Here is a 26,369-nt window from a genome sequence, read left to right on the forward strand (position 1 = left end):
TTCGCGTCATCGCGGCAGGCCCCCGCGCAGGACCAGTTGCAGCAGTTCGACATCGGCCACAGCGGGTTGACCTGTCGACGTGTCACAGCTGCCGGGGACCGCGGTGTTGAGCACGGCGCACAGCGCCCCGGGATCGGGAGCGGCGATCTGGAATCGGGGCGGTATCACCGAGATCCCGCGATCCGCTCCGGCGGTCAGTGCGCCGACGGACTGGGCCAGCACCGGCAAAGTCGCCGCGAGCCGCTGGATGCTGTCTTGGTTCGTGGCTGCCAGATGCAAGGCGGTGGCTACGGCGTCGAGGCCGGGCCACAGGTAGGTGCCGTAGCGCTGCTGGATGTCGAGGATGAGGTTCATTGCGTTGGGCAGGTAGTGGAAGATCTGGGTGATCGCCGGGAAGACCACGGTGGCAGTGGATTCCAGTCCGGCGGGTGCGGTGCGCATCGCGCTGTCGATGTCGCTCCAGCGCTGTTGGGTCGTCGCGACCAAGGGTGCGGTGTCGGCGATCAGTTGGCTGAGGGTGGAGATCATCGCGTCGGGCTCTGCCACCGCGCGGGCGGCGGTCGTCAGTGCGGTTCCGGCAGCGGGTCCGTTTCCGGCAAGTTCGGTGCCGACCGCCGTCAGAGCCCGGTCGACCGGATTGTCGGTGCCGGTGCGGCCGAGGCCGTTGACGAGTTCGGTGGTGGCTGCGGTGATTTCGGAGATGCTCTTCGAGGTCGCGGTGTCGGACAGGGCGATACACCGGCCGGGCTCGAGCCGTGGACCCGCCGCGTAGTTGCCGACCATTTCCAGTTCGCGGTCGGCGAGGATGGTTCGGGATCGGGTTACCGCTTTCACCGCGGCCGGTAGCTTTCGATCGTCATCGATGGCGAACGTCACTCGCACGCTGGTGTTCTCGGGATCGACGTGTTCGACGGTGCCGATCCGCACGCCCATCTGGGTGACGAAGTTGCCCGGGTAGAGCCCGACCGCATCGGGCATGATGGCGCAAAACCCTTGGGTGGTCCGCGAATCGGTGCCGGTGGTGACCGTGGCGGCGACGGCGGTTCCGGCGATCGCCGTGATGGTGAGCGCGAGCAGCCCGCGATGACGGCGCCACATCAGCAGCTCCGCCCCGGAATCGGCACGCACAGGTCGGTGGCCAGCACCTGATCCGCGCCGATCAGCCGGACACCGTCCGGACCCAACAGCGTGCTCAGGTACGTCATGAACTTCTCCAGATCACCGATCAGGGTGGGGACGTCGGTGCCGACGCCACGCAGCGCCTCGTCCAATTGCGTTGCGGCGGCGAAGACTTCCTCGCGATGGTTGGCGTAGAAGGTGGTGATCGAATCGAGCGAGCCGAAGATCTGCGCGAGGCCTCGATACGCCTGGGTGAAGCCGACTTCGGTGTCTTGCAGCACCTGCAACACGATCGCGGCCTTGCGGAGCATGTTGAACAGCTCTTCGCGGTGCACGTTGAACGTGCCCAGGTACTCCCGTGAGACGGTCAGCGTCGACTCGACCTGCTGACGTTCGCGTTGCAGAACTCCCGACAACGCTTGCAAGCTGTCGATGATCGACTTCACCGAGCCGGGATTCTGTTCCAGACCGGTGGCGATCCGGTCCAGGCTGGCACCGATATCCGGCGCGTTGAGCGCGGCCACCTTCGCGGGTGCGTCCCGAATCAGGTCCGGCAGGCTGTACGGCGGGTGCACGCGAAGGCGCGGGATGGTGCGGGAGCCGAGCGGGGTGTCACCGGCGGAGACGAGCGCGACGTAGTAGCCGCCGACCGCGGTGAGCATTCGGATGTCGACGCTAGTGTCCGCGCCGAGGTAGACATCGCGGCGGATCTTCGCCTCGACGCGCACGTGGTCGGGTTGCAGCCGTATCTCCGAGACGGTGCCGACTGTCACCCCGGCGACGCGGACGTCCTCGCCGCCTCGGATGGCTGCGGCATCGGTGATCTCGAACGCGACCGTCTGCCGCTGCGGCGGGCTGACATACAGCACGACCGCGGCAATCGCGACGATGAGGGCGGTCAGCAGTGCCAGGCCGCCGAGGATCACCTGTTTGGTCTCGGCGCTCAGCGAACGCAGGAAAGCCCTTGCGGTGGCGGCTGTTTCGGTCAGCGGCGACATAGCACCACCTGCTGTCCGCCCAGCAGGACCTGCACCATCGGCGGCAGATCGGCGGCGCCCTTGCCGCATTGGGTGTCGATGGTTCGCGTCGCGGTGACCGGTTCGAGTCCGGCGAGCAGCTGTGGGAGCAGGCGCAGCGTTTCCGGTGCGTCGGCCATACCCGCCAGCGCGGTCGACAGCAGTGCGTCGATGTCGGTACCTTCCCGTAGGCCGATGCCGGTGAGCAGCCGGTTGACCGCGCCGACGAATGCAGGACCGTACTGGGCCGTGGAGTAGAAGTGATCCAGCACGGTCATGGTCTTATCGATCGCCAGGTCGAAGCTCTCGATGAATTCCACGACGCGTGCCGAACTGCCGCGCATCGTCTCGGCGACCTGGGCCATGTTGGCGACGAGGGTGGCGATGACGCGCTGGCGGTCGGTGGCGTAGTCGGCGATGGACCGGATGCCCGCCGCCAGGTCCGCGGAGCCGGCCCCGTCACCGTCCAGGAGCGCGACCAGGCTCGACGCCAGTTTGTTCACGTCGTCGGGTTTCAGGGTGGCCAGTACCGGCTCCAGGCCGCGGAACAGTGTGGTGATGTCGAACGACGGTGTAGTCATGGTGGTCGGCACATGGGTGACAGTCGCGCCGGTATCCGCGGATCCGGTCAGGTCGACATAGCGTTGGCCGCTGAGGTTCTGATACTTCACGGCCAGTCGCGTGTTCGCTGTTACTCGATGTTCTTGTTGTAGAACGAATCCCACCGCCGCGGTGTTCGATGGGCCGCTGCGGCGGATGTCGATCGAGGTGACCTTGCCGATCTGCACGCCTTGGCGGCGGACGTCCGCGCCGACCTGCAGCCCGGAAACATCGGTGAAATCGGCGGTGTAGGACGTGGTTTCGCCGGTGACCGGATTGCGGAGGATGTTCACTGCGCCGACGAACAGGACGACGGTCACCGCCGCGACGACCAGCATTCGCCACAGCGATTGGCGCGTAGTCTTCATCGGCTCACCGACCCTCGGGGAGTTGCAGGCCGGTGGCGAGCACGGGAATCGACTCCACGGCGAGCCGTACCTTCAATGACTTGTCGCCTTCCGGTCCGGTGTAGGCCGATTCCAGTCCCGTGAGTACGGCGTTCAGTTGCGGCATGAACTGTGCTTTGCGCATCGACGCCGACACGACCTCAGAGAGCGTGCGGATGATCTCGGTCAGCGGCGTGAAATCGGCGGCGTGCGAACCGAGTAGCGTCCCCACCGGGCCGAAGAAGCCGGTGGCGATCAACTGCATCGTCGTCTCCATCGGCCCGAATTCGTGCACCACCGACTGTGCGGAGGGCATCCCCCACATCGCGGATTCCGCGGTGATGGCGTCGTCGAGGAACTTCGGGGCCGGGTCCAGGATGTCGTTGACGGCACGCAGCTGGACATCGGGCGTGCTGCGTTGCATTTCGGCAATGGCGTTGGCCGTGATGAACCCCGCCTCGATCAGCGGAGCCAAAGCCGTTGTGTAGTTGGCCATTCGACCGATCACGTCAACCATCCGGTCGGTCAGTACGCCGTTCACTATCTGCGAGGAACGCGTCAGCATTGCCGACATGGTGAAGTTGCCCTGTGCGCGACGATCCAGACGTTGCCCGTTCGTCAACGGTCGCCCGCCGCTGCCGGGCAGCAGATTCAAGCCGGTCACACCGAAGTAGTTCTGCGGCCGATAGTCGAACGCCACGGCGTCGGTCAAGCCCTCGATCCGGCTGCTACGCAATCGGATTCCTAGCTCGACACCACCCGCGCCACTGCTGGCGACGGTGTCGATCCGGCCCACCGGCACGCCCCGCAACAGCACCTGGGTGCCCTCGGTGATGCCCTGCCCGAGATACGGCGTGCGGATGGTGATCTGGATCGAGTCGTCGGTATCCCGCTGCGGCACACGGGCGGCCGTGACCGCGGCGACGACCAAGACCAGCGCGGTGGCGAGTCCGGCGAGGACGAGGATGCGCCGTTGCCGCCGCGGCGATCCGGCCAAGAGTTCCGACATCAGTTCACTCATCCCACGAACACGAATTCCGGTGTCACGCCCCACAACAGGACGGTCAGTAGCAGGTCGAGCACGATGATCGCGACCAGGCTGGCGCGGATCGCCCGGCCGCTCGCGATCCCCACTCCGGCGGGTCCGCCGGTGGCGAAGTAGCCGAAGTAGCAGTGGATGAAAGTGACCACCGCACAGAACAACACCGCTTTGACCGTCGAATACACGACATCGGCCGGGTTGAGGAACTGCTCGAAGTAGTGGTTGTAGGTGCCGACGGACTGGGTGTGCAGCACGGTCACCACGGCGCGGCAGGTGAGGAAGCTGATCAGCAGCGTCGCCAGATAGGCCGGAATCACGCACAGCATGCCGCCGATGAGCCGGGTGCCGACCACGAACGGAATCACCCGTACGCCAAGCGATTCGATGGCGTCGATCTCCTCGGATATCCGCATCGCACCGATCTCCGCGGTCATCCGGCAGCCTGCTTGGGAGGCGAATCCGATACCGGCGATGATCGGCGCCATCTCCCGGATGTTGGCCATACCGCCGACCACACCGGACAGCGCGCCGAAGCCGATCAGATCCAGCCCGGCGAACGCCTCGATCGACACCACGGCGCCGATCGCGACACCGAGGATCAGCATCGTGGAGACCACGCCGCCATCGACGATGAGCGAGCCTCTCCCCCATGCCAGGTTGTTCAACGTCCGCAGCGTCTGCGGTCGATACTGGCGGATCGTGACCGGCACGAGCCACAGTGTCCGAGCGACAAAGACAACGGCCCGGCCCACCTCTGCCAGCACATTACCCACCCGGCGGGAAACCTTGTCCCCGGCTCGGGCGATTCGCGGGAACGGGCTGTAGCGCGACGGCGTCGTGGTCATCATGCGATCCGGCTGGGCAGGAACATCGTCTGCAACTGCGTCAGCAGCAATGCCGAGAAGATGATCATGGTCACGCTCAACACGACCGCCGAGTTCACCGCGTCGGCGACACCCCGCGGGCCACCGCGCGCCTCCAGCCCCCGCAGCCCCGCGATGATTGCCACCAGCACCGCAGCGACCGCGGTCTTCACGACAGCCATCGCGAGATCGGTTGTGGTGGCGAACGCACCGAACGAAGCCCAGAAACTGCCTCGACTGACATCACTGACGCCGGTGGCGACCGCGTAGGCAGAGCCGACGCCCACCGTGACGATCACGATGAGCAGCACCGGCGCGATCGCCAGCAACGCGAGCAGTCGCGGCACCAGCAAGCGCTGCACCGGATCGACGCCCATCACCCGCATCGCGTCGAGTTCTTCCCGGATCGCCCGCGCACCCAGATCCGCCGCGATCGCCGAGGCCGCCGCGCCGCCCAGCAGCAAGCCCGCGGCCAGCGGCGCACCCTCCCTGATGATCCCCAGGCCACTGGCCGCACCGGTCAGCGACGTCGCACCGACCTGCTGCACCAGTCCGCCGACCTGCACCGACACGACCGCGCCGAACGGGATGGCCATCAGGATCGCCGGTACCGCCGTGACTTTGAGCAGATGCCAGGCTTGTTGCACGAACTCACCGAACGGGAGTCGGCCGCGCGCAATGTCATTGACCAGATAGCGCAGCATCGCCACCGACAGCACGACGGATCGGCCGATCGTCGCGGTACTGGTTCGCGCGGTGCCGACGAGGTGGTCGACCAAGGCGTTGGGCGCGTCGACGAGACGATTGCGCCGGGTTGGGGCGCCGACTCGGGAGATGTCGGCAATCGGTTCGGCGGCTACGACGTTGTGGCCGTTCAACATTACTTGCCGCTCAGCGCGGTATCGATGCCACCGACGTTGGTGATCTTCCAGCCCGCGTTCTTGTCGACGGTGACCGTGTAGGTCGCCGTCGACTGAATCCCGTTGGGCGCCTGAGTGTTCTTCGTCATCACGCTGACGAAGCAGTTCACCACGAACACACCGTTCTGTTCCGAGCGCACGGTCGCGGTGATCGGCGTCGGCGTCGAAACCCATTGCAGCGGGACGATGATCTGCTCCATCGACGCGGCCGCCTGCTTGAGCTCGTTCGCCAGTTCCGGTGAGGTGTTGGCGGTCAGTCGAGCCGACCAGTCGGGGAGCTTGCCGAAGTTCATGTCCGCCGCACCGACCGAGTAGTCACTCGCCACCTGCTGGGCGTGCTGACGATCGTCGGCTGCCGCGCGCATCGAGGTGACCTCCGCGCGCGCCGCGTCGCGCTCGGAGCCGTTGCGGTGCATGCCCCAGGCGAGCGCGCCCGCGAGGACTACCAGCACGGCGATCGCGGCTGCCAGGGCGACGGTGCTCAGTCGAATCGAGATGGTGCCGTCCGAGCCGGGGACGCGTCGGCGAACCCGCTCGTCGGCCTTCGACGGTCGGTCGAGGTCCGGTTCCATGGCTTCGGTCTGTGGTTCCTCGACATCTGCTGTTGTCGACTGTGCCATCTCGTTCACCTTCCAACACCAGCTCGAGCACTGTTCAGACGCCATTCGGAACGACGCCTCAGATATTTTGACAACCTACGATGTCATTTCAACGGGAATCTAGCAGCTACCGCGCGCCGTGGCCAGGAAAGCAGCGAACTCGCAGCCTCATAGCTGCAGGCCCCGCTTCGCCGCCTGCACGGAGCCGAGCCTGGCTACGAACGCGTTGAGGTCCTGATACCGGCCGCCGAGCAGTCGCGGTGTCAGGTCGTATCCGTAGGCGTCGGCACCGACCAGGATTCGCGCGGAGTTGCGTTCCACGCCGCGCAGGATCACCTTGGCGGCGCGTTGCGCGGTGGTCCAGGCGTACCTGTCGAAAGCGGCGGTCACCTTCTTGTGATCGACGGCGCTCAGTCCGCGCATGTTGCGGGCGATGTCGGTCTTGATCCCGCCCGGGTGCACGCAGCTCACGCCCACCGGATGTCCGGCGATCCGCATCTCCTGGCGCAGTGCCTCGGTGAAGCCGCGCACCGCGAATTTCGCTGCGTTGTAGGCACTTTGCGTGGGCGTGCCGATCAGGCCGAAGACGCTGGAGAGGTTGACGATATGCCCCTCCCCCGAGGCGATCAGATGTGGCAGAAAGGCTTTCGTGCCATAGGCGACGCCCCAGAAGTCAATGTTCAGCACCCACTCGAAGTCGTCCCAGCTCATCTCCTCGATGCGCGCGGTCAGGGCTACGCCCGCGTTGTTGATGACCAGGTTCACCTCGCTGAAAGCGCCGAGCACTTCCTCGGCGTTGGCGTACACCGCGTTGCGGTCCGACACGTCCAGCACATAGGGAATCGCCTGTGCGCCAATCGTTTTACACAGGGCCGCAGTTTCGACAACGCCATCGGGATCGATGTCGGACAGCGCCAGCCGAGCACCGCGCCCGGCCAGGTCCACCGCCAGCGCGCGACCGATGCCCGATCCGGCGCCGGTGATAACCGCGACCTTGCCGTCGAACCCCTTCATCGGGCTGCCACCTTGTCGGGTGTCGGCCGAGCGGAGTCGAGGAGTTCGAATTCGGTGGGTTCGACCCGGCGGGCCCGGAGCCAGTACTGCCAGGTGTATCCCGGCCACACGGTCCGGTTGACGCCCGCGGCGTCGAGATACCAACTGTCGCAACCGCCGGTGCTCCAGACGCCGCTGCTCAGCTTGCGCTGGATCTCGTCGTTGAACCGGTCCTGCACCGCTCGACGCACGGTGAGCGCCTCGACGCCTCGGTGGTCGGCCAGCGCCATCGCGTTCAGCGTGTACTTGATCTGCTGTTCGATCATGAACACCACAGAGTTGTGGCCGAGGCCGGTGTTGGGGCCGAGCAGGAAGAAGGCGTTCGGGAACCCTGCGACGGTGATACCCAGGTGGGTTTCCAGGCCGTGCTCGGCCCACTGCTCGGCGAGCTTCCTACCCTCGAGCCCGACGATGTCGAGGCGGCTGAATCCGCCGGTGATCTCGAATCCGGTGGCGTAGATGATGGCGTCCACCTCGCGCTCCACGCCGTCCGCCGAGATGATGCCGTGCTCGGTCACCTCGGTGATCCCGTCCGTGATCACGGTCGTGTGCGGCTTGGCCAACGCCGGGTAGTAGTCGTTGGAACCGAGAATGCGCTTGCAGCCGATTCGGTAGTCCGGGAACAACTTTCGCGCGAGTTCCGGATCCTTGATCGATCGTTCGATGTTGCGCCGCGCCAGCTGTTCGAGCGGCTTCATCAGGTTCGTGCGGCCGTTGAGGCCGATCCCGAGCGATTCCCAGGACCAGTAGATGCCGTCGCGGGCCAACCGCCGGGTCACCGGTACCGCACTGAACAGCTCGCGTACCGCGGCCGGGATGGTGATGTTGGTGCGCGGCAGCACCCACGGCGGGGTGCGCTGATAGAGGTGCAGCTCGGCGACCTCGTCGACGATCTCGGGCACGAATTGGATTGCGCTGGCACCGGTTCCGATGACCGCGACCCGCTTGCCGCGCAGGTCGTACTCGTGGTTCCACTGCGCCGAGTGGAACGTGGTGCCCGAGAACTTCTCGATACCGGCGACTTTCGGGACGTTGGGCACGTGCAGCCCGCCGATCCCGGAGACGAGGAACTGCGCGATGTACTCGTCGCCCTCCTCGGTGCGGACGTGCCACCGGTGCGTGGCCTCGTCCCACGCGGCGCCATACAGAGTCTTCCCGAAATGGGTGTTGGCGCGCAGATTATGCTTGACGGCAAGGCCTTTGAGGTATTCGAGGATCTCCGGCTGGCCGGCCCACATCTTGGACCAGTGCGGGTTGGGCTCGAAGGAGAACGAGTACATGTGCGAGGGGATATCGCAGGCGCAGCCGGGATAGGTGTTCTCGTGCCAGGTCCCGCCGAACTCGGTGGCCTTCTCCAGGATGATGAAGTCGCGACGGCCGCGGCGGCCGAGCTGGATGGCCATTCCCATGCCGGAGAAGCCGGCACCGATGATCAGCACACGGGTGCGATGAACGCGGCCTCGGGACTGATCGCCCGCTTCGGCCTGAGTCTTCATTGAATCAGTTGTCACAATCGCGATCCGCCTGCTCTTACCGGCTCTAGTTACGTGGACGTAGCTACGCTAACGTAACTATCACGCGTCGACAAGATGACATGACCACCTTTCTTCAAGCCCTCTCGACGTAAGTACGATACCGTAGCTACGGTAACGTACTTACTTGACGAACCCGTCAGACATGGAGGTCGCAATGGGGAATCAACCGTCGAACACCGAGCCCTGCGTTGTCGTCGGCGCCGGCCCGGTCGGCCTGGTCGCCGCCCTCGCGTTGGCTCGGCGCGGGCTGAAAGTCATTGTCCTGGAGGCCGAACCGGAGGGGCGGGTGCGGCCGGGCAGTCGCGCGATTGCGTTGATGTTCCCAACGCTGCGCCGCCTGAACGAGATCCGGCCCGGGCTCGGTCAGCAGATCATCGACGCGGGCGTGCTGCCGACCGGCTATGAGGCCTACTACGGCGGCCGTCGGGTGTTCAATCAGCAGCTCAGTCCGTTGCGCAAGGTGCTGCCGCACCTCGCGAGCAGTCTGCCGCAGCGCGAAACCGAGCGGATCGTCTTCGCCGAATGCCTCGCGCACGGCGTCGAATTCCGTTGGGAAGCACCGGTTCAGGACCTCGAGACCACCCGCGACGGCGTGACCATCACGCTGGCCGACGGCGCGCGACTCACCGCCTCCTACGTGATCGGCGCGGACGGCGCCCGCTCGGTCACCCGCAAGGCGATCGGCGTCACCATGGAGGGTGTCACCGACCAGACGCCGTTCATCATCGTCGACGTCGACGAACACCCCGACGGCACGACACCGATGAACGGCTACTTCCACTACAACGACCCGGCCCTCGACGGCCGCAACGTCATGCATATGCCGTTCGCCTCCGGCATGCGGATCGACCTGCAGTGCCTACCCGGCGACGACGTGGACCAGCTGTCCAGCCCCGAAGGTGTGCGCGAGTGGGTGTCGAAAGTCGTCGATCCCTGGTATGGCGAACACATTCAATGGATTTCGACGTATCGCTTCCACCAAGTTGTCGCCGATTCCTACACCGATGTCGACCGCCGCGTCCTGCTCGCGGGCGAAGCAGCACACCTGTTCTCCCCCTGGGGTGGACGCGGCGTGAACTCCGGTGTCTTCGACGCCACCGACGCGGCCACCGCGATTGCTCAGGCCTCCACGGCCGGCGACCCCGTCCGACGCACCGAGATCATCGAACGCGCCGCCGACCACAGCAGGCGCTGGGGCATCCACAATCGCGACATCTCGTCCAAGGCCTTGCGCCAGATGCGCGGCAACGACCGCACCACCCAGGCCAAACGTGCCATCGCGGCCAAACTCGCCCCGGTCGTGTGGCCTGCGGGTGCGTGGCTCGCCAACGGTCCGCTCCAGGTCCCGGTGCCCCGTCTGGGAGCGCGGGCCTACTTCTGAGGATGATTGGGTTGGGACGAGTGAGCCCATCCACCAAGCGTCCCCGCCAGCCGAGGATGCTCCTCGAAGTACGCCGCGAGCAGGTCCTCGACGCGGCGTTGCGGCTGCTCAACCGGCACGGGTACGCGGCGCTCACCATGGAGGCCGTGTCCAAGGAGGTCGATCTCGCCAAACCCCGGGTGTACGCGGCATATCCGGGGTTGGCGCCGCTGCTGGTCGCGCTGCACGAGCGCGAGGAGGAGCGGGCGCTGACCACGCTGGCCGGTGCCATGCCCACCTTCGAGACCACCGCCGAATTCGATGACATCCTCATCCGGGCGATGACTAACCTGCTGACCGCAGTGGCCGAGAACCCCACATCGTGGCAGCTGTTGCTGCTGCCTGCCAACGACGCTCCCCCGCAGGTCCGGGACCGCTTCGAAACCGGCCGCCGCTTCGCGCTTGCCCAGCTGACCGCGCTGCTGGAGTGGGGCCGCGATCGGCGTCCCGGTCTCGCCGATCTCGATCTCGAATTGACGGCAATCTCGTTGCTGGCGATGGGCGAACAGGCCGGACGGATGGTGCTCTCGGAGCCGGATAGATTCACTCCGGAGCGCTACCGGCACTTCGCCCGAGCGTTGCTCTCCAGCATGGTGCCGCTACCGAAGTGACCTCGACGCCGCATCGATTTCGACCGGTCAGGCGAGGAGGGGATCCGCTGTCGCAGTGCGGAATTCGGGATCGGCGCGGTCTACTGCTTCGCGGTCGATGTATTCCATGTAGCCGCGGGCGTCGAATGGACGGCCGCGGTAGTTGCCCTCGCAGGAGTATCCGATGATGTATCCGCGGCCGACGCCGTAGCGCGGCGGGCTGTCGACGATGCCGTGCACGACAAGCACATCCGCCGCCGTCCAGGTGAATCTGGTTGGCAGGCGCATCTTTTGACCGAATGGATCGGTGGCGGGTTCGGCGGCGTATTCGGTGACCTCGAAGCGCACGCCTTCGTGGGTGACCCAGGTGTCGTCGTCGAGCGAACGGAAGTAGGCCATGGTGGCCAGCGGCGCACCGAGCACGTGGGTGTCGGCGAGGAGCAGCTGCGAGCGCTCGTCGACGCCGATCACGTGATAGCTGAAGAAGTCGAGTGGGACCTTCGTCGATGCACTCAGCGGCCGGTCGACGAGCCCGTGCAGCCCCGCACATGCGGCGTATTCGTAGGTGCCGAGCCCGGAAACCTCGCTACGTCGACCGGCCACCGAGATCGAGCCGGTGTATTCGACGAGCAGGCTGAGGTGGTCGTAGACGACCGAGCGGGCGAACCACGCGACCTCGCCGGTACACCGCAGTTGCAGGTCAGCGGTGAATTCCCCGGCTCCCACCCGCACGTGGAAATCCGGATAGGTGCCGGTGACGACCACATCGCCACCGAAGTCGAGCAGCGACCCGTCCGGCGTCAGGACACACTGCTCGGACATCGAGTACGCGCCGAAATGCGCCACACCCGGTGCCGCGGTGGAGGCGGACATGGTGACCGTGTCGCGCGGGCTGCGCACGACGGCGTCGTCGTTGTCCAATGCCGTCGCGCCGGGCAGTCCGGCGATGACCATGATGCTGAAATACCGGTGTGGCTCAGGCAGATCCGGAATCATCACGCCGTAATGCGTCCAGCCATACCGTCGTCCGCCCACGTGCGGAACCATGATGTCCGGTCGATCGAACGGTTTGCCGGTCCGCTCGATCGCCGCGCCCGACAACAGAGGCAACACCCTCGGCACCAGCGGGTTTCGCCGAGCGCCAGAACAAGTTGGGTCGCATATCGAAGAACCTCCGCATCCTTGGGGAAGATCCGCGCGGATTTGCTTTCATTCGCATCGTAGCGTTTATCTGTCACCTGCGGTACCACTTAATATGATCCTGCTCGTGCCGAGTGAGCGGGACTGACCGAACGGCGAGTGCGACCGGAACGGTCAGGAGTGGTGTGCCCAGTGCGACGATCGGGGCAGTGATGGTTACCGCGCGCTCGATCTCGACCTTCAGGTGAGTGCTCCGGTGGTGGCGAGGATCGTTCGGGCGACGAGTGCCGGGTCGTCGATCATCGGCACGTGTCCGACGCCGGGCAGAATCTCGAAGTGCGCCTTCGGTATTCGCTCGCGGGCGATGCTGCCGTTGACATCCGGGAGAAGGATGGCGTCGTGGGCGGACCAGGCGAGGGTGATCGGGCAGGGCGGGTCGGCCAGCGGTGCGAGCTGTTCTTCGTTGCCGAGCAGGTCATCGATTACCGTGCAGCCGAGGAGATCTCGGGCTGCTTCGAGTGCTTGTTCAGGTGTGAGTCGCTCGGCGCGGCGGGCGATGTCACGCATGCCGATTCGACGCACGAGTCGCGCATGTAGTGCGAGAGGCTGCAATCGATGGGTCAGCCGGGTGACAGCGATCATTCTGCGCAGCTTCTTCACACCCGCCGTCTGGCCGGTCGCGCCCGCCTCCCAGAACCCGGCGGGCGAGAGCGCGCACACGGAGTCCGCGCGACCGCGCCGGGCCAGTTCGATGGCCATCCATCCGCCGAGCGAGTTTCCCGCCAGATGAGCTCGTTCGAGCCCGAGGTCATCGAGTGCGCGTTCCGCGTCGTCGACGAGGTCGGTGACGTGGACCGGACGTCGAGTGACCGGCGCGCCACCGTTGTGCCCGAGCGCCGTCAATGCGACCACCTCGTGGTGCGCCGTGAGCAACGGCGTCACGTCCTGCCACGCCTTCGCCGACATCGTGACGCCGTGGAGCAGCACGAGCGCGGGTTTATCGGAGATCATCAGCAGCCCTCGGCAATGGAGTCGGTCGGCGATTACCCGGATCGTAGACAGCGAATGTAGCCGATGCAACAAACGAGCCGAATGCCGTTGCATCCATCGAGGCCGCACTACAGTGAAGTGCATGAAGCAGAGCATCGGGGCCCTCGTCGCGGCCGGGATTCTCGGTAGCGCGGAGGAGCGCACCGACCGGACGGTGGCGAAGATTCTCGATGCCGTGGTGGTGGAGGCGGCGGCGAGCGGGGTCGCACGGTTGAAGATCGACGCGATCGCGCGGCGGGCCGGGGTCAACCGGGTGACGGTGTATCGCCGCTTCGGTGATCTCGACGGCCTCATCGAGGCCGCCACCATGCGTGAGGGAAAGCGCATGGCCGACACCGTTTTACGCGCCGTCGATGGGGTCGACGATCCTGCGGCGCGACTGGTGGAGAGCTTCGTGGCCTGTATGCGGATGGCTCGCGAGCATCCGGTCATCGCGCGTACCGCGTCGCTGGAACCGGATCGGCTCATCGCGGCGGGCCTCGCCGACGACGCCGCGCTACTGCGACTCGGCAGTGCCGTCATCGCCGATCAGATTCGGCAGGCCCAATCCGACGGCCACGCAACACATTTAGATGCCGACGAGGCAGGTCAGACCGTTGCGATGCTCTTCGCCGCCTGCATACTGATGCCGACCGCACAGGGCATCGATCTGCGTACCGATGAATCGGTTCGCGCTTATGCCCAACGCACATTGGCGCCAATGGTTTTCGGGCCGAAGCGCTAGCTCGACCGGCGCCGGGCGAGGAAACTGCACATCGCCGATCAGGCCGCTACACTACCCGCGGAGTCGAGATCGACCCGGACGGTGAGCAATTCGCCACCGATGATCAGGACACCGCCGCTGTTGATCCGCGGCAGTTCACGTAACCGACGTTTCGCGTTGTCAGTGGGGTCCAAGTGGGCGATGCCGGAATGCCAGCGGCCGTGAATTCGCACGCGGACATGAGGATTCGCGATGATGTTGCGGATGTAGTCCGAGCGTTCGCCGAACTCGGACACGAACCAGACGCATCACCCACGCGCCTACCGCCGATCGGCGTACGGCGCGGCAGGCCACTGCGGCGGCCGATCGTTTCGATCAGCGCCTGCCCCGGTAGCCGACGGGCGACCGGGTTGGCGATATGCCGCTGCACCCACCCGACAACGTGCCGTTTGACCTCGATCCGATCACGCATCGACACTCCTTCAGTGGGATACTTGCGAGACATATCACGTCTCTTTGTCTCGATGCTAGGGCGTGTCTCGTCGGATGACAAGGAATGCTTGTCCGCGGCTGTCAGGGCAGGACTAGATCGACCCACCGCGCGGTCCGGACGAATCCGATGTCCGCATAGACCCGGGCGGCAGGGTTTCCCGCAGTAACTGCCAAGCCGAGGGCGGGTATGCCTGCCTCAGCGGATGCCTCGAGGACGTGACGCAGGAGCAGCGAACCGATGCCGCGATAGGCGGGCGCCGGGTCACGAAAGACCTCGGAGATCCACGGCCCTTCCTCGGGCGGGATGCCGGGACAGTCGTGCGCGAGCACGGCGGCGACGCCGACGCCGCGGTCGGTGTCGATCAGCACCGCACTGGTGGGCAACAGCGGCCCCATGAGGGTGCCCGCCATCAACGCCAGCAGGTCCTCGAACTTGCTCATGTCGTGATGATCGGGGTGCCCGACCGGGTATGCGGCGGCATACGTCTCACGCAACTCTGCCGGATCGACCGCTTCGGCGGGACGCACCGCCAGATTCGATGGCAGTAGGGTCGGCGCGAGTGGCGGCGAGAAGCCTTGCAGCCCATGGGTAAAGGTATCGAATTCGCGCCGCACGCCGGCTCCGCGCTCGACCAGGTGCGCACCGAGTACCGCCTGCGTCGTCGCGCCCCAGCCCGACAACTCCACCACGATGCGATCCGCGGCATCGACCGGCGAAGCCGCCTCGACCAGGCGCAGATCATCGGCCCAGCGGACCCCTTCCCTGCTCTCCTCCTCGTAGCAGGCCAGTGCCGCTCCCCCGACACCCCGCACGACCTCGGTACTCACTCCCGATTACCCCGATCTCCGAATCGCATGACTTCGATAGCAGCGGACAGCCCACACTACGGCTCCCTCGTACGATTCGGACCACCAACAACGGCCGACGCTCCGCGGATTCAGCCCACGCGTTCGACCGCGTAGATGCGGTGAGTGCCGTGCAGACCCTTCAGCTCGACTTCCCGTCCGGCGCCGACGGCGATATCCGGCTCGTCGGCGACCGCCTCCCGAACCGGCTCGCTGATGAGGATTTCCCCGCCACCCGCTTGATCGGCCACCCGGGCCGCCATGGCCACATTCCGGCCGAACAGATCATCGCCGCGCCGAACGGACTTGCCCATATGAATGCCGATCCGCACGCGAACATGCTCGCGCCCAACGAGTTTGGCCCCGTTGCCGAGCGCGCTCTGCACAGCCAATCCGCAGCGCACCGCCTGCTCGGGTTCGGCGAACGCGATCATGAAGCCGTCGCCCTGACTCTTCACGATGTGCCCACCGTGCTCGGTGACGCGGTTGCGGATCAGCCGGTCGTGGCGGCCGAGCAGTTTGACCCATGCCTGGTCGCCCAGCCGTTCGTTGAGGGCGGTGGATCCCTCGATATCGGAGAACATGATCACGACGTGGCCGTCGGGCGTGAGTCCCGCGAGGTCAGGCCGTTCGACCTGGGCCCAACCCGCCAGATTCTCGATCGAGGTGAGGACCGCGCCACGGAACCCTTTCTTGCGCAACAGGTTCGCGGTATCCCACACGGTCTTCACCGCTTCTCGACCACTGATCATCAGGAGCTGCCTGCTGTCGACTTTGCGTTGCAGCTCGTCGAACTCGCGGCGGCTGCGCGTCAGCAGCACGAACAACACGACCAGACCGACGGCCTCCAGCACGGCGATCGCCGCGAGTACGAGCTCGATGATCATGGGATCCGTCGCAGGTAAGTGGTCGGCCAGAGCGAGTCCGACCCTAGCCGACCACCGCACCCTGCGTCGCCTCGACGGGAAGCCCGGCATGCTCAGCGCGGTTATCGGATGGTCGGAAGATCGCGGAGTTGCCGTCGTGAGGTGATGCCGAGTTTGCGGAAGATGTTGCGCAGGTGGGCATCTACCGTGCGCGGGCTCAGGAACAGCTTGGCCGCCACTTCCTTGGACGTGGCTCCCTCCGCGACCAGCCGCGCGATGTGCACCTCCTGCACGGTGAGGGTGTCCGAGACGAGTGCGGATCGACCGCGGGTCTGCTCCCCCGTGCCGCGCAGCTCGGCCGCCGCGCGCGCCGCGAACGCCTCCGCGCCGAACGCCGACAGCTGCTCATGAGCGTGATGTAGTTCGGCCTTGGCATCACGGCGGCGGCCTTGTCGGCGCAGCCATTCGCCGTAGACCAGGTGCGCACGGGCGGTGGCGACGGCGACATTGCTGGATCCCAGCAGCGCTATGGCTTGGCGGTAGGCGTCTTCGTCATCTTCTACCAAAGCCCTTGCGTACGTTTCGATTCCGAGTCCCCACGGCTGACCGCCCGCACCGGCCCGATCCGCCAATGCGGCGAGCGCGGTGCGTGCGGTTTCCGGTTGGTGACAGCGCATCGCCGCCTCGATCAGTTCGGGCAGCGCCTGGCCAGCCATCCCGAGATCGCCTGTGGCGACGGCTCGTTCGGCGGCCTGCAATGCCGCTGGATAGTCGGCGAGGCCGTTGTTGAGGACGGCGGTGGCGTACTGCACGCTGAGGGTCATGTGCGGTCCGACGCCCGCGAACAGCTCCTCCGCCTCGGCCCGTCGACCGCGCAATCCCGCCAGGTGAATGCGCGGATAGACGAGCGGTGCGGCGCCGGTGGCCTCCGCGATCGCTTCCTCCTCGGAGATCATCGCCGTGGCGCCGCCGAGGTCGCCGGCGTGCGCGGTGATGGTGGCGAGCATGGCCAGCCCGATCGGCAGCATGTGGAACGAGCCGAGCTCGCGGCCTGATTCGGTAACCTGGGTGGCGATGCGGCGCATGGCGTCGCGATCCCAAAGTTCCACGGCGAGTAGGAATCCCAGGGTCGGCCAGCGGGTCCACACGCCGTCGGAATCGTCGGCCACGCTGCTGCGCAGCAGCTTCGCGGCCGCCTGATGTCCCTCGTCGACCAGCGCGACCATGCCGTCCAGGATGACGTCCGCGCTGGTGTGCGGTTCCGGGCTGCGTGGTGCGGTCCGTGCGGCCTCGATCACCGCGTCGAGACCGCCTGTCAGCAAAGCCATTTCGATCGCGTCCACGTAGCATTCGCGCGCACCGGCCGGGTCCTGGTCCGCCAGGCGGGTGGCCGCGCGGAGCAGATGCGCGGTCGGCTGGTCGCCACCGCGGAAGCGGGCGAAGGAGATTCGGCCACGCAGCAGGTCGACGCGCGGATCATCGGAGTCGAGGGTGGAGAGCAACTCCGCGGCCACACCGAAGTCACCGACCGACAGCTTGGCCTCGACCGCGGCGAGCATCCGCTCGGATCGCATGCCGGGTTCGAGGGTCAGGGCGGCCGCACGTTCCAGGAAAGCGGCAGCGGCGGCCTCGCCGCCCCGAGCCCGGGCGCGGGTCGCCGACCGAGTCAGCGCGGCCGCCACCTCCTCGTCCGGGCCGACGCTGGCCAGTGCGCGATGCCAGGCGACCCGGTCGGGGTCGGCGATCGGGTCGCTCACCTGGGCAAGCGCGCCGTGTGCGCGGCGGCGATCCGCCGCGGTCGCCGCCTGATAGACCGCCGAACGGGCCAGCGGATGAATGAACCGAACCCTGGTGCCGAACTCGACCATCGGTACTTCGTCGGCGGCCGCGTCCTCGATATCCAGCAGCTTCGCCGCAGGCCACAGCAGGCCGGGATCACCGGTCGGCTCGGCGGCGGCCACGGTCAGCAGCAGCCGCGTCTTGGGCGGCAGCACTTCCAGGCGGGCGCGGAAGCTGCGTTCGGCGGCGCGTGGCGCGGGCAGGTCGAAACCGCCCGCCATGCCGGCCAGCCCCGCGGTCCTCGGCAGTTCCACCAGGGCGAGCGGGTTGCCTCGTGCCTCGGACAGGATGCGGTCGCGAACGCGCACGTCCAGTGAGGAGTGGACCTCGCGAACCAGCAACGCGCGCGCCTCGGATTCGCTCAGCCGCTCGACCTCCAGCCGAGGCAGTTGGTCCAGGGTGGGCGTGCTTTCGCGCGCGGCGAAGACCAGTGCCACCCGTTCGGCGGCGATCCGGCGGGCCACGAATGCCAGTGCCCGCGCCGAGGCATGATCGAGCCACTGCGCGTCGTCGATGAGGCACAGCAGCGGTCGATCGTTCTCGACCAGCAGGCCGAGCGCGGCCGCACCGGCCAGAAACGGATCGGGGGTGCCGGTCTCCATGCCGAACGCGATCCGCAGCGCCGTGCGGTGCGGGGCCGGCAGCGCGTCGAGGTGTTCGAGCACCGGCGTGCACAGCTGGTGCAGCGCCGAATACGGCAGCTCCATCTCGAATTCGGCACCGGTGGCGCGCATGACCATGACGCCGGTGGCCGCCTTGGCCAGCTGGTCCAGCAGCGAGCTCTTGCCGATACCCGGCTCGCCGAGCAGCACTATCGCGCCACCGCGGGATTCCCTCGTCTCGTGCAAGAGCGCGAGCAGTCGCGCCGTCTCGTCGGATCGTCCGACTAGATAACTCACGACCGCCCCTCGCCGCTCGGCTCCGTCGTGCTGTGCATTTTCACTCGTTGACGCCCGCTCACCACCCGATCTTGGCGTGGATGAGGCGGGAGTGCCACATCTACGTATCCAGCGGGCGCGCCTGGGTATAGGTAGGAATCACCGACGCGAGCAAACCTGCGCCGCCGCGAGACTAATTCACATGGAAACACAGCAGAACTCGACAACCACCAGTACCGACGCGAGACTCGCAGCCCAACGCCTACTCGACGGGTGGCTGATCCTCTGGAACGGCGACTACACCCTCGCCGACGACATCCTCGCCCAGGACTTCGCACTGCACGCCGCATTGCTCGGCGGCGGAGACGACCGTGCCGTCCGCGGGCCGGACGGTTTGATCGGCTGGATCAAGCAGACCCGTGCCGCCTTCACCGAACTGGTGTTCACCGTGGAAGTCGGTCCGATCGTCGATCTCGACCACCTCGCGATCCGCTGGGTCGCGGTCGGCACCTACGGCGCCGGATTCCCCGGCGCGACCGCCGCCCCGGGCACCCCGGTCCGATTCACCGGCACGGACATCCTGCGCATCGAGCAGAGCAAGATCGCCGAGTACTGGGTCAACTCCGATGTGCACGTGCTGCTGGCCACCCTCGGCGTCCAACTCTGACCACGAACCCGGTCGCGTCTCGCGGCCACCGAAGGAGAAAGCCATGTCCCGCACAACGCCGCGCACTGACCGCGGCAGCTACCCCGCTGCTCGATCCGTCGCGATTTCGGCTTGGGCCGTCCCGGTCTTGATCGTCGGTCAGTTCGCCATGGTGGCCGTAATTCCGGTCACAGTCGTCCTGGTCGGTACTTTCCGCGATGTTCGACTCCGTCGACTTCGCTGCTGGGCCGGGGCACTTGCCGCGGCTTATGCTGTCCCGCTGGGTATTTGGATATTCCGGCCCGATCGTGCACCGAGCCTTTCGAAGGATATGAACCCCTTGCTCGCCGGACTCGTGGTCGTCGCCGGTGTTGCCGTCGGTGTCGTTCACCAGCTGTTGCGCAAGCGCTACGGGCCGGACGGCGTTGCGGATCGTTCGAACGGCCGGACCGGGGCGGACGCGTCCGGCGACAACGCCGCCAAGCCCGCGCAACCAACCCTCGACAAGGCCGATCAACACCCGATTCCCGAGCACTGATGGCCAGTCGATGGCCATCGACTGATCACCGCTGGTTTAACGGTGTGGCCGGAATCCGCTGTACGGTCGGGCATGACCTCCGAAGTGATCGCGAAGGCGAATTACCCAGGCGGAACTGCTGTTGCCCGGCGGTCGACCGCGGACCGGGTGCGGGCGTGGATCGTGCTGCTGTTGGCCGCGTTACCGTCCGCGGGATTGATGACCGTCTTGCTGTATGGGCTCGGGCGCGCGCTCGGTGTCGGTGTACCGGGCGCGCTGCCGGTGGCCTGGTTTCTGGTGTGCGGTTTCTGGAGTGCGGTGTGTTTCCGGGGCGCGGAACGCCGGTGGATGTTGCGGGTATTCCGGCTGCGGCCGCCGACCTCCGACGAGCAGGGCGTGTTGACCGCCGCGTGGGAGAAGGTCGCGCACAAGGCAGGCGTGACCGCCGCGTCCTATACGTTGTGGATACAGGAGGCGAACCGGCGATTCGTGGTGCCGGATCGGATGATCACGACGCAGCCCGAATCGTTGCAGCAGCTCGCCCCGCGGGAGTTGGAAGCCGTGCTCGCACATCAACTCGCGCAGCGCGTGCAGGGGCGAGCGGCGTTCTCGCAGTTGGTGTTTCGACATTACAATGTGCCCGTTGTCTGGATCGAGCGGGCGTTGCTGTCGGGGCTCGGTCTGATCGTCGTCGGCGAGACGATCGCGCGGCGGTTGCCTGCGCGGAGCTCTCGAGTCTTCACCGTCGGCTGGACCGTGTTCAGTAGAGTCCTCGTCGCTTGCCCGGCGGTCGCCGCAGCCACCGTGATCGTCGGCCTTGCGCCTGCGTTGCTGGTGCGACTGATACCCGAGATCGTCGCGCTGGCGCTGCGGCCGATGGTGAACCGGGTCGAGTATCGGACCGATCAGATCGTGGTCGATCTGGGATACGGTCCGGAACTCGGCGGTGTCCTGCAGCGCGAAGATGTGCCGCATCCCGTGCAGACACCGCTGAATCCGTTGTCGGTTTCGCTGTTCGCTCCGAAAACCGCGCCCAGCACAAGGATTCGGCGCATCCGCGATCGGCTCGACGAGTTGGCGCGGCGCTGGAATCCGGCGTCGTCGTAGTTAGAGCTGTTCGCCCCGCTCGCGGCGCTGGTCCACGTCACGCTGGCGAGCAGCCTCCTGGCGGCGGGCCTCGGCGCGCTGTTGTTCGGCCCGCTCGCGCAGGCCCGCCAGGAACGCCGCGTCGGCCTCCGGATCCTGGGCGACGTAGCGACCCGGCCGGTCGTACTCTGCGTAACCGGTCGTCGAGCGCGGGCGGCCCTCGTTGACCGGTCGGCCGACGAAGAGCCATAGCAGGGCGCCGATGGTGGGCACCAAGATGACGACGATCAGCCAGCCCAGCTTGGGCAGGTGGCGAATGCCCGCGTCCGGACAGGTGATGATGTCGATCAGGCAGTAGACCCACAGCGCCAAGGTCAGCAGACCCACAATCGCGTATGGCATCGATATCTCCTCATGCGCGTGCCAGCCAACGACCTGTCCGTGCGGCGATTCGCGGCGAATCTCCCCCAACCGGCCCGGGCATGTCCTGCCCGAAACTGGCAAATCTCGATTAGTTTCAGCGGCCCCGATCAACCCCCGCGGCCGTGCAAGTGCACACCCTATCGGACCGGCGAGCGTCGCGCCTCGAGGTGCGATGCGCGTCTCATTGCAGCGGGCACCTATCAGGTGCTCGAGGTCAGGAGCCGGATCTCAATAGACGTACACAACTGCGTCGTTGCCTCCGGTGCAACTGACCAGGCCTGTGTTGGCCGTGCAGATCATGGTGTAGGTGAGTCCGGTGACGGGGCTGACCGCGACGACCGGGCCCGGCTGGGGTGCGGGCGGGCCGCTGGCCGCGTAGGCGCGACGAACCTCTTCGGCGAACGGGCACGACGTGACACTGGTGCCCGCCGCGGATGCGGTGAACGGGCCGGTTCGGCCGAACACCGACGCACACGGCGTCGCGGTGGGCGGCAAGCTCGCCATCGCGGCGGGTACCGCAGGAACTACAGCGGTGAGTTGTACCGAACCGACCGAGGGCACACCGCTGGTCGAGGCGACCTCGCTGGACTTCGACTGGGAAACGACCAGCCATGCCACGACTCCGCCGAGGCCGAGCAGCACCACCACCAACAAGGTCACCGCGACCGAGCCGATGCGCGACCGTCTCGCCTGCGACGGAAAGAGCCCACTCGGGTACTGGAGACTCCCATAAGAGATGCCATCCGGTGCGGCGGATGGGTTTGTGCGAGAAGCGATATCCGCGACCGAGCCGTGGCCGGTGGCCGGTCGGACTGCGGTCGCCTCATACGACGGTGCCTTGCCCAATTGCACGACAGTGGTCGGCGAGACCGCGTGATCGACGATCGCGGTCGGCGCCACACGCTGCGGCGACGACAAAGCCGCGCGAGCCGCGCGGGCGAGATCTCCGGCGGTGCGATACCGATCCTTCGGATCCTTCGCCATTCCGCGGGCGATGACAGTGTCGAATCCGGCCGGAATTCCGGGACGAATACTGCTGGGCCGTGGCGGCGGAGATGTCAAGTGCGCCTTGATCACCTGGCTGACACTGGTCGCGCGGAAAGGTCGCTCACCAGTCATGATCTCGTCGAGAACGCAGGCGAGCGAATACACGTCGGCGCGGTTGGTGGCCGGCACGTCGTCGAACCGCTCGGGTGCCATGTATCCGTACGAACCGATCGCTGACCCCAACGCAGTGAGGCCCGGATCGGCGCCGCAGTGGGCGATGCCGAAATCCACCAGATAGGCGAAGTCGTCGCGGGTCACGAGAATGTTTTCCGGTTTGACGTCGCGGTGAATCAGGGTGTCGGCGTGTGCCGCGTCCAACGCGGCGGCCACCTGTTCGATGAGCGCTACCGCGCGGGCTGGTGCGATCGGCCCATAGCCGGTCACCAGCGACCGTAGGTTGTGCCCCTGCACGAGCCGCATGTCGATGTAGAGCTCGCCGTCGATTTCGCCCCAGTCATGGATCGGGATGACGTGCGGTTCCCGCAGTCGAGCAGCCGCATGCGATTCGCGCCGGAAACGCTCCTTATAAACCGGGTCGTTCGCCAGCGACTCGCGCAGAATCTTCACCGCCACGGTTCGGTCCTTGGCCGTATCGTAGGCCTCGTAAACCTCTCCCATGCCGCCTTGCCCGAGCAAGGCATTCAGCTGGTAATGGCCGAACTGCGTGCCGACGCGCGTGCCGGTTATCGACGATTGACCCATGGCGGGCCTCTTTCGGATATGTAGGTAGAATGGGCGATAATAAGTACAGAGCCTCAATACAACATTCGTCGCCCAGAGCGAAAGCGTTACGGACAGCTGAGCCGTCGTTTTCCATGCTCGCCGAGCGCCAGGCCGGGCCGACTGCCGACTGCCGACTAACGAAATCCGTTGCAGCGCTGCTTAGCTGGGTTCTCGACTAATGAACACGTGCGGCCGTCGTAGCCAGATGCTCCATGAACTCACGGGTGCACGCCGTGGATCCCATGATTGCTCGCGCATACCAACCCTGGCCATGCACCGCCTTGCCGACATCACCGCCGAGCGACCGAAATCTCTCGGCCTGCACTTCGAGAACCATCCGAGCGGCCACATCGTTCGACGTGCCGAGATGCGAACTCTGGATAACGCTGCGCACCGCTTCTTCGACGTCCCTTTTGGCCTTTTTAAATTCTCTCGGCTCGAACATAGAGATATTTTCCCACCCATTCACGTGATACACCGTCGTCTGAACGATTGACATCCCACACGTGATTCTTCGCAGCACACCCACGCGCAACGAGGGTTGACTCGGCCGTGGCGGCATGGTTTTGACTGGGGTCGATGTCGGCGAGATGCGAGGAGGCAGTCGTGGCGTGGAGTACTCGTCAGGTGGCCGAGCTTGCGGGGACGAGTTTGCGGGCGGTGCGGCACTATCACGAGGTGGGGCTGCTTGCCGAGCCGGAGCGGAAGTCCAACGGGTACAAGAGTTATGGCGTTGCGCATTTGGTTCGGTTGTTGCGGATCACGCGGTAGAGTGATCTCGGGTTTTCGTTGGCGCGCATTGCGGAGATGGGGGCGGCGGACGAGCATCCCGAGGCGGCGCTGCGCAGCTTGGATGCCGAGTTGGCGGGGACTATCGAACGGCGGCGGATGCGGACGAGCGCACCCGCGATGAGCTGGCCGAAAGGCTGATATCGCCGGTCCGGGTGCTGCTCGCGAGCCACCCGCAACTTCAGGGCCTCGATGCCGAGACGCCGCGCGGGACGCACTTCGCCAGCCGCACGATAAGTGCGGCCATCAACGACCTCTACAACCCCGCCCAGATCGATGTCCTACGCCGCATGGGAGAACTGCTGGGAACGCCGCCCGGCTCCGAGCAGACTTGACCGGCATGGGCTCCGAGGCGTCCCACTCCTGTTCGGGCGCAGCAGATTCCGCCTGCGTCGGGCACTATCGAGATTGCGGAACCCCGACACCACCCGGCAGTGTCTGTCGCGCCGCCGAGGTGTAGTCGGCTTGGACTTTGTAGTACCGCTCGGTGGGGCCATAGGCGGCGTAGAAGGCAAATCCGCGTGGTCGTCCCGGTCCCGCGAACGGTGCGCCGTTGACGAAGCGGGTCAGCACCGGATCGAGCGCGGGGAACGTCTCGGCGGTGTAGCGGGCGGGAAAACAGATCCGCTGGATGCTGGGCGAGGTCCAGTCGAAGGTCGCGTACACCGTGTAAGGCCAAGCGAGCGCGGACAATTCGTCCGCATCGGCGGCGACGAAATCGAGTTCCCGCAGAATCGTGGCGATGTCGGTGGCGGCGAGCTGGCCGGGCCGCAGTATCTGGGTGTACAAGTTCAGTGTTCGGTTGACGAAATCGACTGCCATCAACGCGATTTCGCCACCGCCCCACCGGTTCAGATGTGCGGCGTGGGCGCGCGCCGATGCGGGCATCCCCGGAAAGCTCACGATCCGATCCACGCTGATCAGGTCCGGGAAAGCGGTCCAGATCTTCTGAACTCCGCTGTCCACTGCAAGGTCGACGCCCCAGTCCACCGGCACCGCGGCCGATACCTCTGCGAGCAGTTCCTCCATCGGATGCCCGTCGAAGCCGAGCAGCCCGGCCGCGCGCAGTTGGCCGACCGGATCCAGTGCCGCCGGTAGGTTCATGAACCGCGCGCTGACCTGTCGGACCGGCGGCGGATGCGTCGTCGTGCGCACGGCGAGCCAGGACTCGGCCCACCCTCCGGCCAGCGCGGCCAATAGCGCATCCACAACATCAGGGTCGTAACGGGTTTCGGCCAGTCGCGCGAACTCGCGCAGGTCCTGCCGGAAACCTTCTGCTGTCACGCTCATAGACCGTCACCTCGAAGTGCAACAGGCAGTGCGGGTGTGGGACGAATCTACGATAGCGCTCGCCGCGGACAGGCGGGGCCGGACCCAGAATCCGCTGAGCAAACGCGGCCAGTCGTGTCGGTCATCGTGCAGCGCGTCGACGATGAGCGAGCAACCCGACCACTGTGACGGCGCACACAACGGAGGTGGCGTTGGTATGAGTAACGACGTTGCGGCGCGCAGTGATCCAGGCTCGAGGATCCGAGTGCTAGGGGAACTGCGAGGTCGTGATCACGCCTTCGACGCCGACCTGCTCGGCCGCACGGGTGGGCAGCACGGGCCGCGCGTTGTCGCTGTAGCGCCGCTTGACCATCGCCGCGGCCTGCTCGGGAGTTTCCGGGCGCCACGGTCGCGTCGACAGCTTCTCCAGCACGCAGATCAGCAGCATCTGCCTGGTGCGGGTCACCGGATGGCAGTTCATACCCGCCGGGCCCAAACCCTCACCAGCGGTCCCCCGGTCTTCCACCGGGACGGTCTCGGTCAGCAGCCAGTACAGCTCCGGACCGAGCAGGACGGACTCGCCGTTGCTGTCGTTGAACCAGCGGACCGAGTATTCGATCAGCAGTTCCGCGATCGGCCCGCTCTGCCGCAGCGCATCGACGAAACGAGGAAGTCCCCCGCTACCGTCGGTGTTCCGCTGGATGAGGGTCGCGATCCTGTCCGCGACCTCACGTAGCTGAGTGATGTCGTGGTCGGGCCATTGCGGCAAAGTCATCAATTCTCCTAAGAAGTGCGGAGGCGGTGTTCGCCGGCTCGGCCCATTCCCCGTCACCCGGCAAGAATTCAGCATCCATGCGCCAGTTGTCAATGGCGAATCAATAGCCGATTGATATCACAAAACGGCAAACCCCC

25 protein-coding genes and 2 pseudogenes are annotated in these 26,369 nt (G+C 66.1%); 7 read left to right on the forward strand and 20 right to left on the reverse strand.

Annotated elements, in window-relative coordinates; translation table 11 throughout:
* Positions 1–6: 6 nt before the first annotated feature.
* The 9 genes from ACQPW1_RS27050 to ACQPW1_RS27090 all read right to left on the reverse strand — a co-directional run bounded on the left by ACQPW1_RS27050 (position 7) and on the right by ACQPW1_RS27090 (position 9,094).
* Positions 7–1,098, reverse strand: a complete 1,092-nt coding sequence (locus ACQPW1_RS27050; protein WP_433654373.1) for an MlaD family protein — start codon at positions 1,096–1,098, stop codon at positions 7–9.
* On the reverse strand, positions 1,098–2,117 hold the full coding sequence (locus tag ACQPW1_RS27055; protein WP_433654374.1) for an MlaD family protein: 1,020 nt from the start codon (positions 2,115–2,117) through the stop codon (positions 1,098–1,100). The genes ACQPW1_RS27050 and ACQPW1_RS27055 overlap by 1 nt, the downstream gene beginning before the upstream one ends.
* Positions 2,105–3,103 (reverse strand): MlaD family protein, encoded by a 999-nt coding sequence (locus tag ACQPW1_RS27060; protein WP_433654375.1) that lies wholly within the window; start codon positions 3,101–3,103, stop codon positions 2,105–2,107. The genes ACQPW1_RS27055 and ACQPW1_RS27060 overlap by 13 nt, the downstream gene beginning before the upstream one ends.
* 4 nt (positions 3,104–3,107) lie before the next feature.
* Positions 3,108–4,130: an MlaD family protein gene (locus ACQPW1_RS27065; protein ID WP_433654376.1), complete on the reverse strand. Its 1,023-nt coding sequence runs from the start codon at positions 4,128–4,130 to the stop codon at positions 3,108–3,110.
* Between the two features lie 8 nt (positions 4,131–4,138).
* Complete coding sequence (locus ACQPW1_RS27070; protein WP_433654377.1) at positions 4,139–5,011, reverse strand: MlaE family ABC transporter permease; 873 nt, start codon at positions 5,009–5,011, stop codon at positions 4,139–4,141.
* Positions 5,008–5,907, reverse strand: coding sequence for an ABC transporter permease (locus ACQPW1_RS27075; RefSeq protein WP_433654378.1), 900 nt, complete (start codon positions 5,905–5,907; stop codon positions 5,008–5,010). Before ACQPW1_RS27075 ends, ACQPW1_RS27070 begins: the two co-directional genes overlap by 4 nt.
* A complete protein-coding gene (locus tag ACQPW1_RS27080) occupies positions 5,907–6,566 on the reverse strand; it encodes a hypothetical protein (RefSeq protein ID WP_433654379.1) in 660 nt (219 codons plus the stop codon). Before ACQPW1_RS27080 ends, ACQPW1_RS27075 begins: the two co-directional genes overlap by 1 nt.
* A gap of 147 nt (positions 6,567–6,713) precedes the next feature.
* Positions 6,714–7,559, reverse strand: a complete 846-nt coding sequence (locus ACQPW1_RS27085) for an SDR family NAD(P)-dependent oxidoreductase (RefSeq protein ID WP_433654381.1) — start codon at positions 7,557–7,559, stop codon at positions 6,714–6,716.
* On the reverse strand, positions 7,556–9,094 hold the full coding sequence (locus ACQPW1_RS27090) for a flavin-containing monooxygenase (protein WP_433665346.1): 1,539 nt from the start codon (positions 9,092–9,094) through the stop codon (positions 7,556–7,558). The genes ACQPW1_RS27085 and ACQPW1_RS27090 overlap by 4 nt, the downstream gene beginning before the upstream one ends.
* Before the next feature lie 193 nt (positions 9,095–9,287).
* Here ACQPW1_RS27090 and ACQPW1_RS27095 point away from each other — a divergent pair, with 193 nt between their 5' ends.
* Both ACQPW1_RS27095 and ACQPW1_RS27100 read left to right on the forward strand, forming a co-directional pair.
* Entirely contained in the window at positions 9,288–10,514 is a 1,227-nt protein-coding gene (locus tag ACQPW1_RS27095) for an FAD-dependent oxidoreductase (RefSeq protein WP_433654382.1), read from the forward strand.
* A gap of 20 nt (positions 10,515–10,534) precedes the next feature.
* A complete protein-coding gene (locus ACQPW1_RS27100; protein WP_433665347.1) occupies positions 10,535–11,164 on the forward strand; it encodes a TetR/AcrR family transcriptional regulator in 630 nt (209 codons plus the stop codon).
* Between the two features lie 27 nt (positions 11,165–11,191).
* On the opposite strand, the gene ACQPW1_RS27105 is transcribed toward ACQPW1_RS27100, so the two are convergent.
* Complete coding sequence (locus ACQPW1_RS27105) at positions 11,192–12,256, reverse strand: DUF6670 family protein (protein WP_433654383.1); 1,065 nt, start codon at positions 12,254–12,256, stop codon at positions 11,192–11,194.
* A 267-nt stretch (positions 12,257–12,523) separates the two neighbouring features.
* Entirely contained in the window at positions 12,524–13,294 is a 771-nt protein-coding gene (locus tag ACQPW1_RS27110; RefSeq protein ID WP_433654384.1) for an alpha/beta fold hydrolase, read from the reverse strand.
* Between the two features lie 121 nt (positions 13,295–13,415).
* Here ACQPW1_RS27110 and ACQPW1_RS27115 point away from each other — a divergent pair, with 121 nt between their 5' ends.
* A complete protein-coding gene (locus ACQPW1_RS27115; RefSeq protein WP_433654386.1) occupies positions 13,416–14,057 on the forward strand; it encodes a TetR/AcrR family transcriptional regulator in 642 nt (213 codons plus the stop codon).
* A 38-nt stretch (positions 14,058–14,095) separates the two neighbouring features.
* On the opposite strand, the pseudogene ACQPW1_RS27120 reads toward ACQPW1_RS27115, so the two are convergent.
* The 4 genes and pseudogenes from ACQPW1_RS27120 to ACQPW1_RS27135 form a co-directional block, all read right to left on the reverse strand.
* Positions 14,096–14,508, reverse strand: a pseudogene (locus ACQPW1_RS27120) (nitroreductase/quinone reductase family protein).
* Between the two features lie 101 nt (positions 14,509–14,609).
* Positions 14,610–15,356 (reverse strand): N-acetyltransferase family protein, encoded by a 747-nt coding sequence (locus ACQPW1_RS27125; protein ID WP_433654387.1) that lies wholly within the window; start codon positions 15,354–15,356, stop codon positions 14,610–14,612.
* A gap of 110 nt (positions 15,357–15,466) precedes the next feature.
* A complete protein-coding gene (locus ACQPW1_RS27130) occupies positions 15,467–16,261 on the reverse strand; it encodes an adenylate/guanylate cyclase domain-containing protein (RefSeq protein WP_433654388.1) in 795 nt (264 codons plus the stop codon).
* 101 nt (positions 16,262–16,362) lie between these two features.
* Positions 16,363–18,978, reverse strand: coding sequence for an AAA family ATPase (locus ACQPW1_RS27135; protein WP_433654389.1), 2,616 nt, complete (start codon positions 18,976–18,978; stop codon positions 16,363–16,365).
* Positions 18,979–19,159: 181 nt separating this feature from the next.
* On the opposite strand from ACQPW1_RS27135, the gene ACQPW1_RS27140 reads away from it, so the two are divergent.
* The 3 genes from ACQPW1_RS27140 to ACQPW1_RS27150 all read left to right on the forward strand — a co-directional run bounded on the left by ACQPW1_RS27140 (position 19,160) and on the right by ACQPW1_RS27150 (position 21,227).
* Positions 19,160–19,624 carry an ester cyclase gene (locus ACQPW1_RS27140; RefSeq protein WP_433654390.1) on the forward strand — a complete coding sequence of 155 codons (465 nt, stop codon included), beginning with the start codon at positions 19,160–19,162 and terminating at the stop codon, positions 19,622–19,624.
* A gap of 43 nt (positions 19,625–19,667) precedes the next feature.
* Positions 19,668–20,141, forward strand: coding sequence for a hypothetical protein (locus tag ACQPW1_RS27145; protein WP_433654391.1), 474 nt, complete (start codon positions 19,668–19,670; stop codon positions 20,139–20,141).
* Between the two features lie 72 nt (positions 20,142–20,213).
* Positions 20,214–21,227 (forward strand): hypothetical protein, encoded by a 1,014-nt coding sequence (locus ACQPW1_RS27150; protein WP_433654392.1) that lies wholly within the window; start codon positions 20,214–20,216, stop codon positions 21,225–21,227.
* Here ACQPW1_RS27150 and ACQPW1_RS27155 read toward each other — a convergent pair whose 3' ends face one another.
* From ACQPW1_RS27155 to ACQPW1_RS27165, 3 genes are all read right to left on the reverse strand, one after another.
* Positions 21,228–21,608: a PLD nuclease N-terminal domain-containing protein gene (locus ACQPW1_RS27155; protein WP_433654393.1), complete on the reverse strand. Its 381-nt coding sequence runs from the start codon at positions 21,606–21,608 to the stop codon at positions 21,228–21,230.
* Between the two features lie 249 nt (positions 21,609–21,857).
* Positions 21,858–23,378 (reverse strand): protein kinase domain-containing protein, encoded by a 1,521-nt coding sequence (locus ACQPW1_RS27160; protein ID WP_433654394.1) that lies wholly within the window; start codon positions 23,376–23,378, stop codon positions 21,858–21,860.
* Positions 23,379–23,574: 196 nt separating this feature from the next.
* Positions 23,575–23,844: a hypothetical protein gene (locus ACQPW1_RS27165; protein WP_433654395.1), complete on the reverse strand. Its 270-nt coding sequence runs from the start codon at positions 23,842–23,844 to the stop codon at positions 23,575–23,577.
* Positions 23,845–23,978: 134 nt separating this feature from the next.
* Between ACQPW1_RS27165 and ACQPW1_RS27170 the strand changes: the two are divergent.
* Positions 23,979–24,523 (forward strand): annotated as a pseudogene (locus ACQPW1_RS27170) (MerR family transcriptional regulator).
* Between the two features lie 64 nt (positions 24,524–24,587).
* Here the strand turns inward: ACQPW1_RS27170 and ACQPW1_RS27175 are convergent.
* Together ACQPW1_RS27175 and ACQPW1_RS27180 are read right to left on the reverse strand one after the other, a co-directional pair.
* Positions 24,588–25,478 carry an aromatic prenyltransferase gene (locus ACQPW1_RS27175; protein ID WP_433654397.1) on the reverse strand — a complete coding sequence of 297 codons (891 nt, stop codon included), beginning with the start codon at positions 25,476–25,478 and terminating at the stop codon, positions 24,588–24,590.
* A gap of 247 nt (positions 25,479–25,725) precedes the next feature.
* Complete coding sequence (locus ACQPW1_RS27180; RefSeq protein ID WP_433654398.1) at positions 25,726–26,232, reverse strand: hypothetical protein; 507 nt, start codon at positions 26,230–26,232, stop codon at positions 25,726–25,728.
* Positions 26,233–26,369: the final 137 nt, after the last annotated feature.

The sequence above is a fragment of the Nocardia sp. CA-128927 genome, from assembly GCF_050955855.1.
Taxonomy (GTDB): domain Bacteria; phylum Actinomycetota; class Actinomycetes; order Mycobacteriales; family Mycobacteriaceae; genus Nocardia.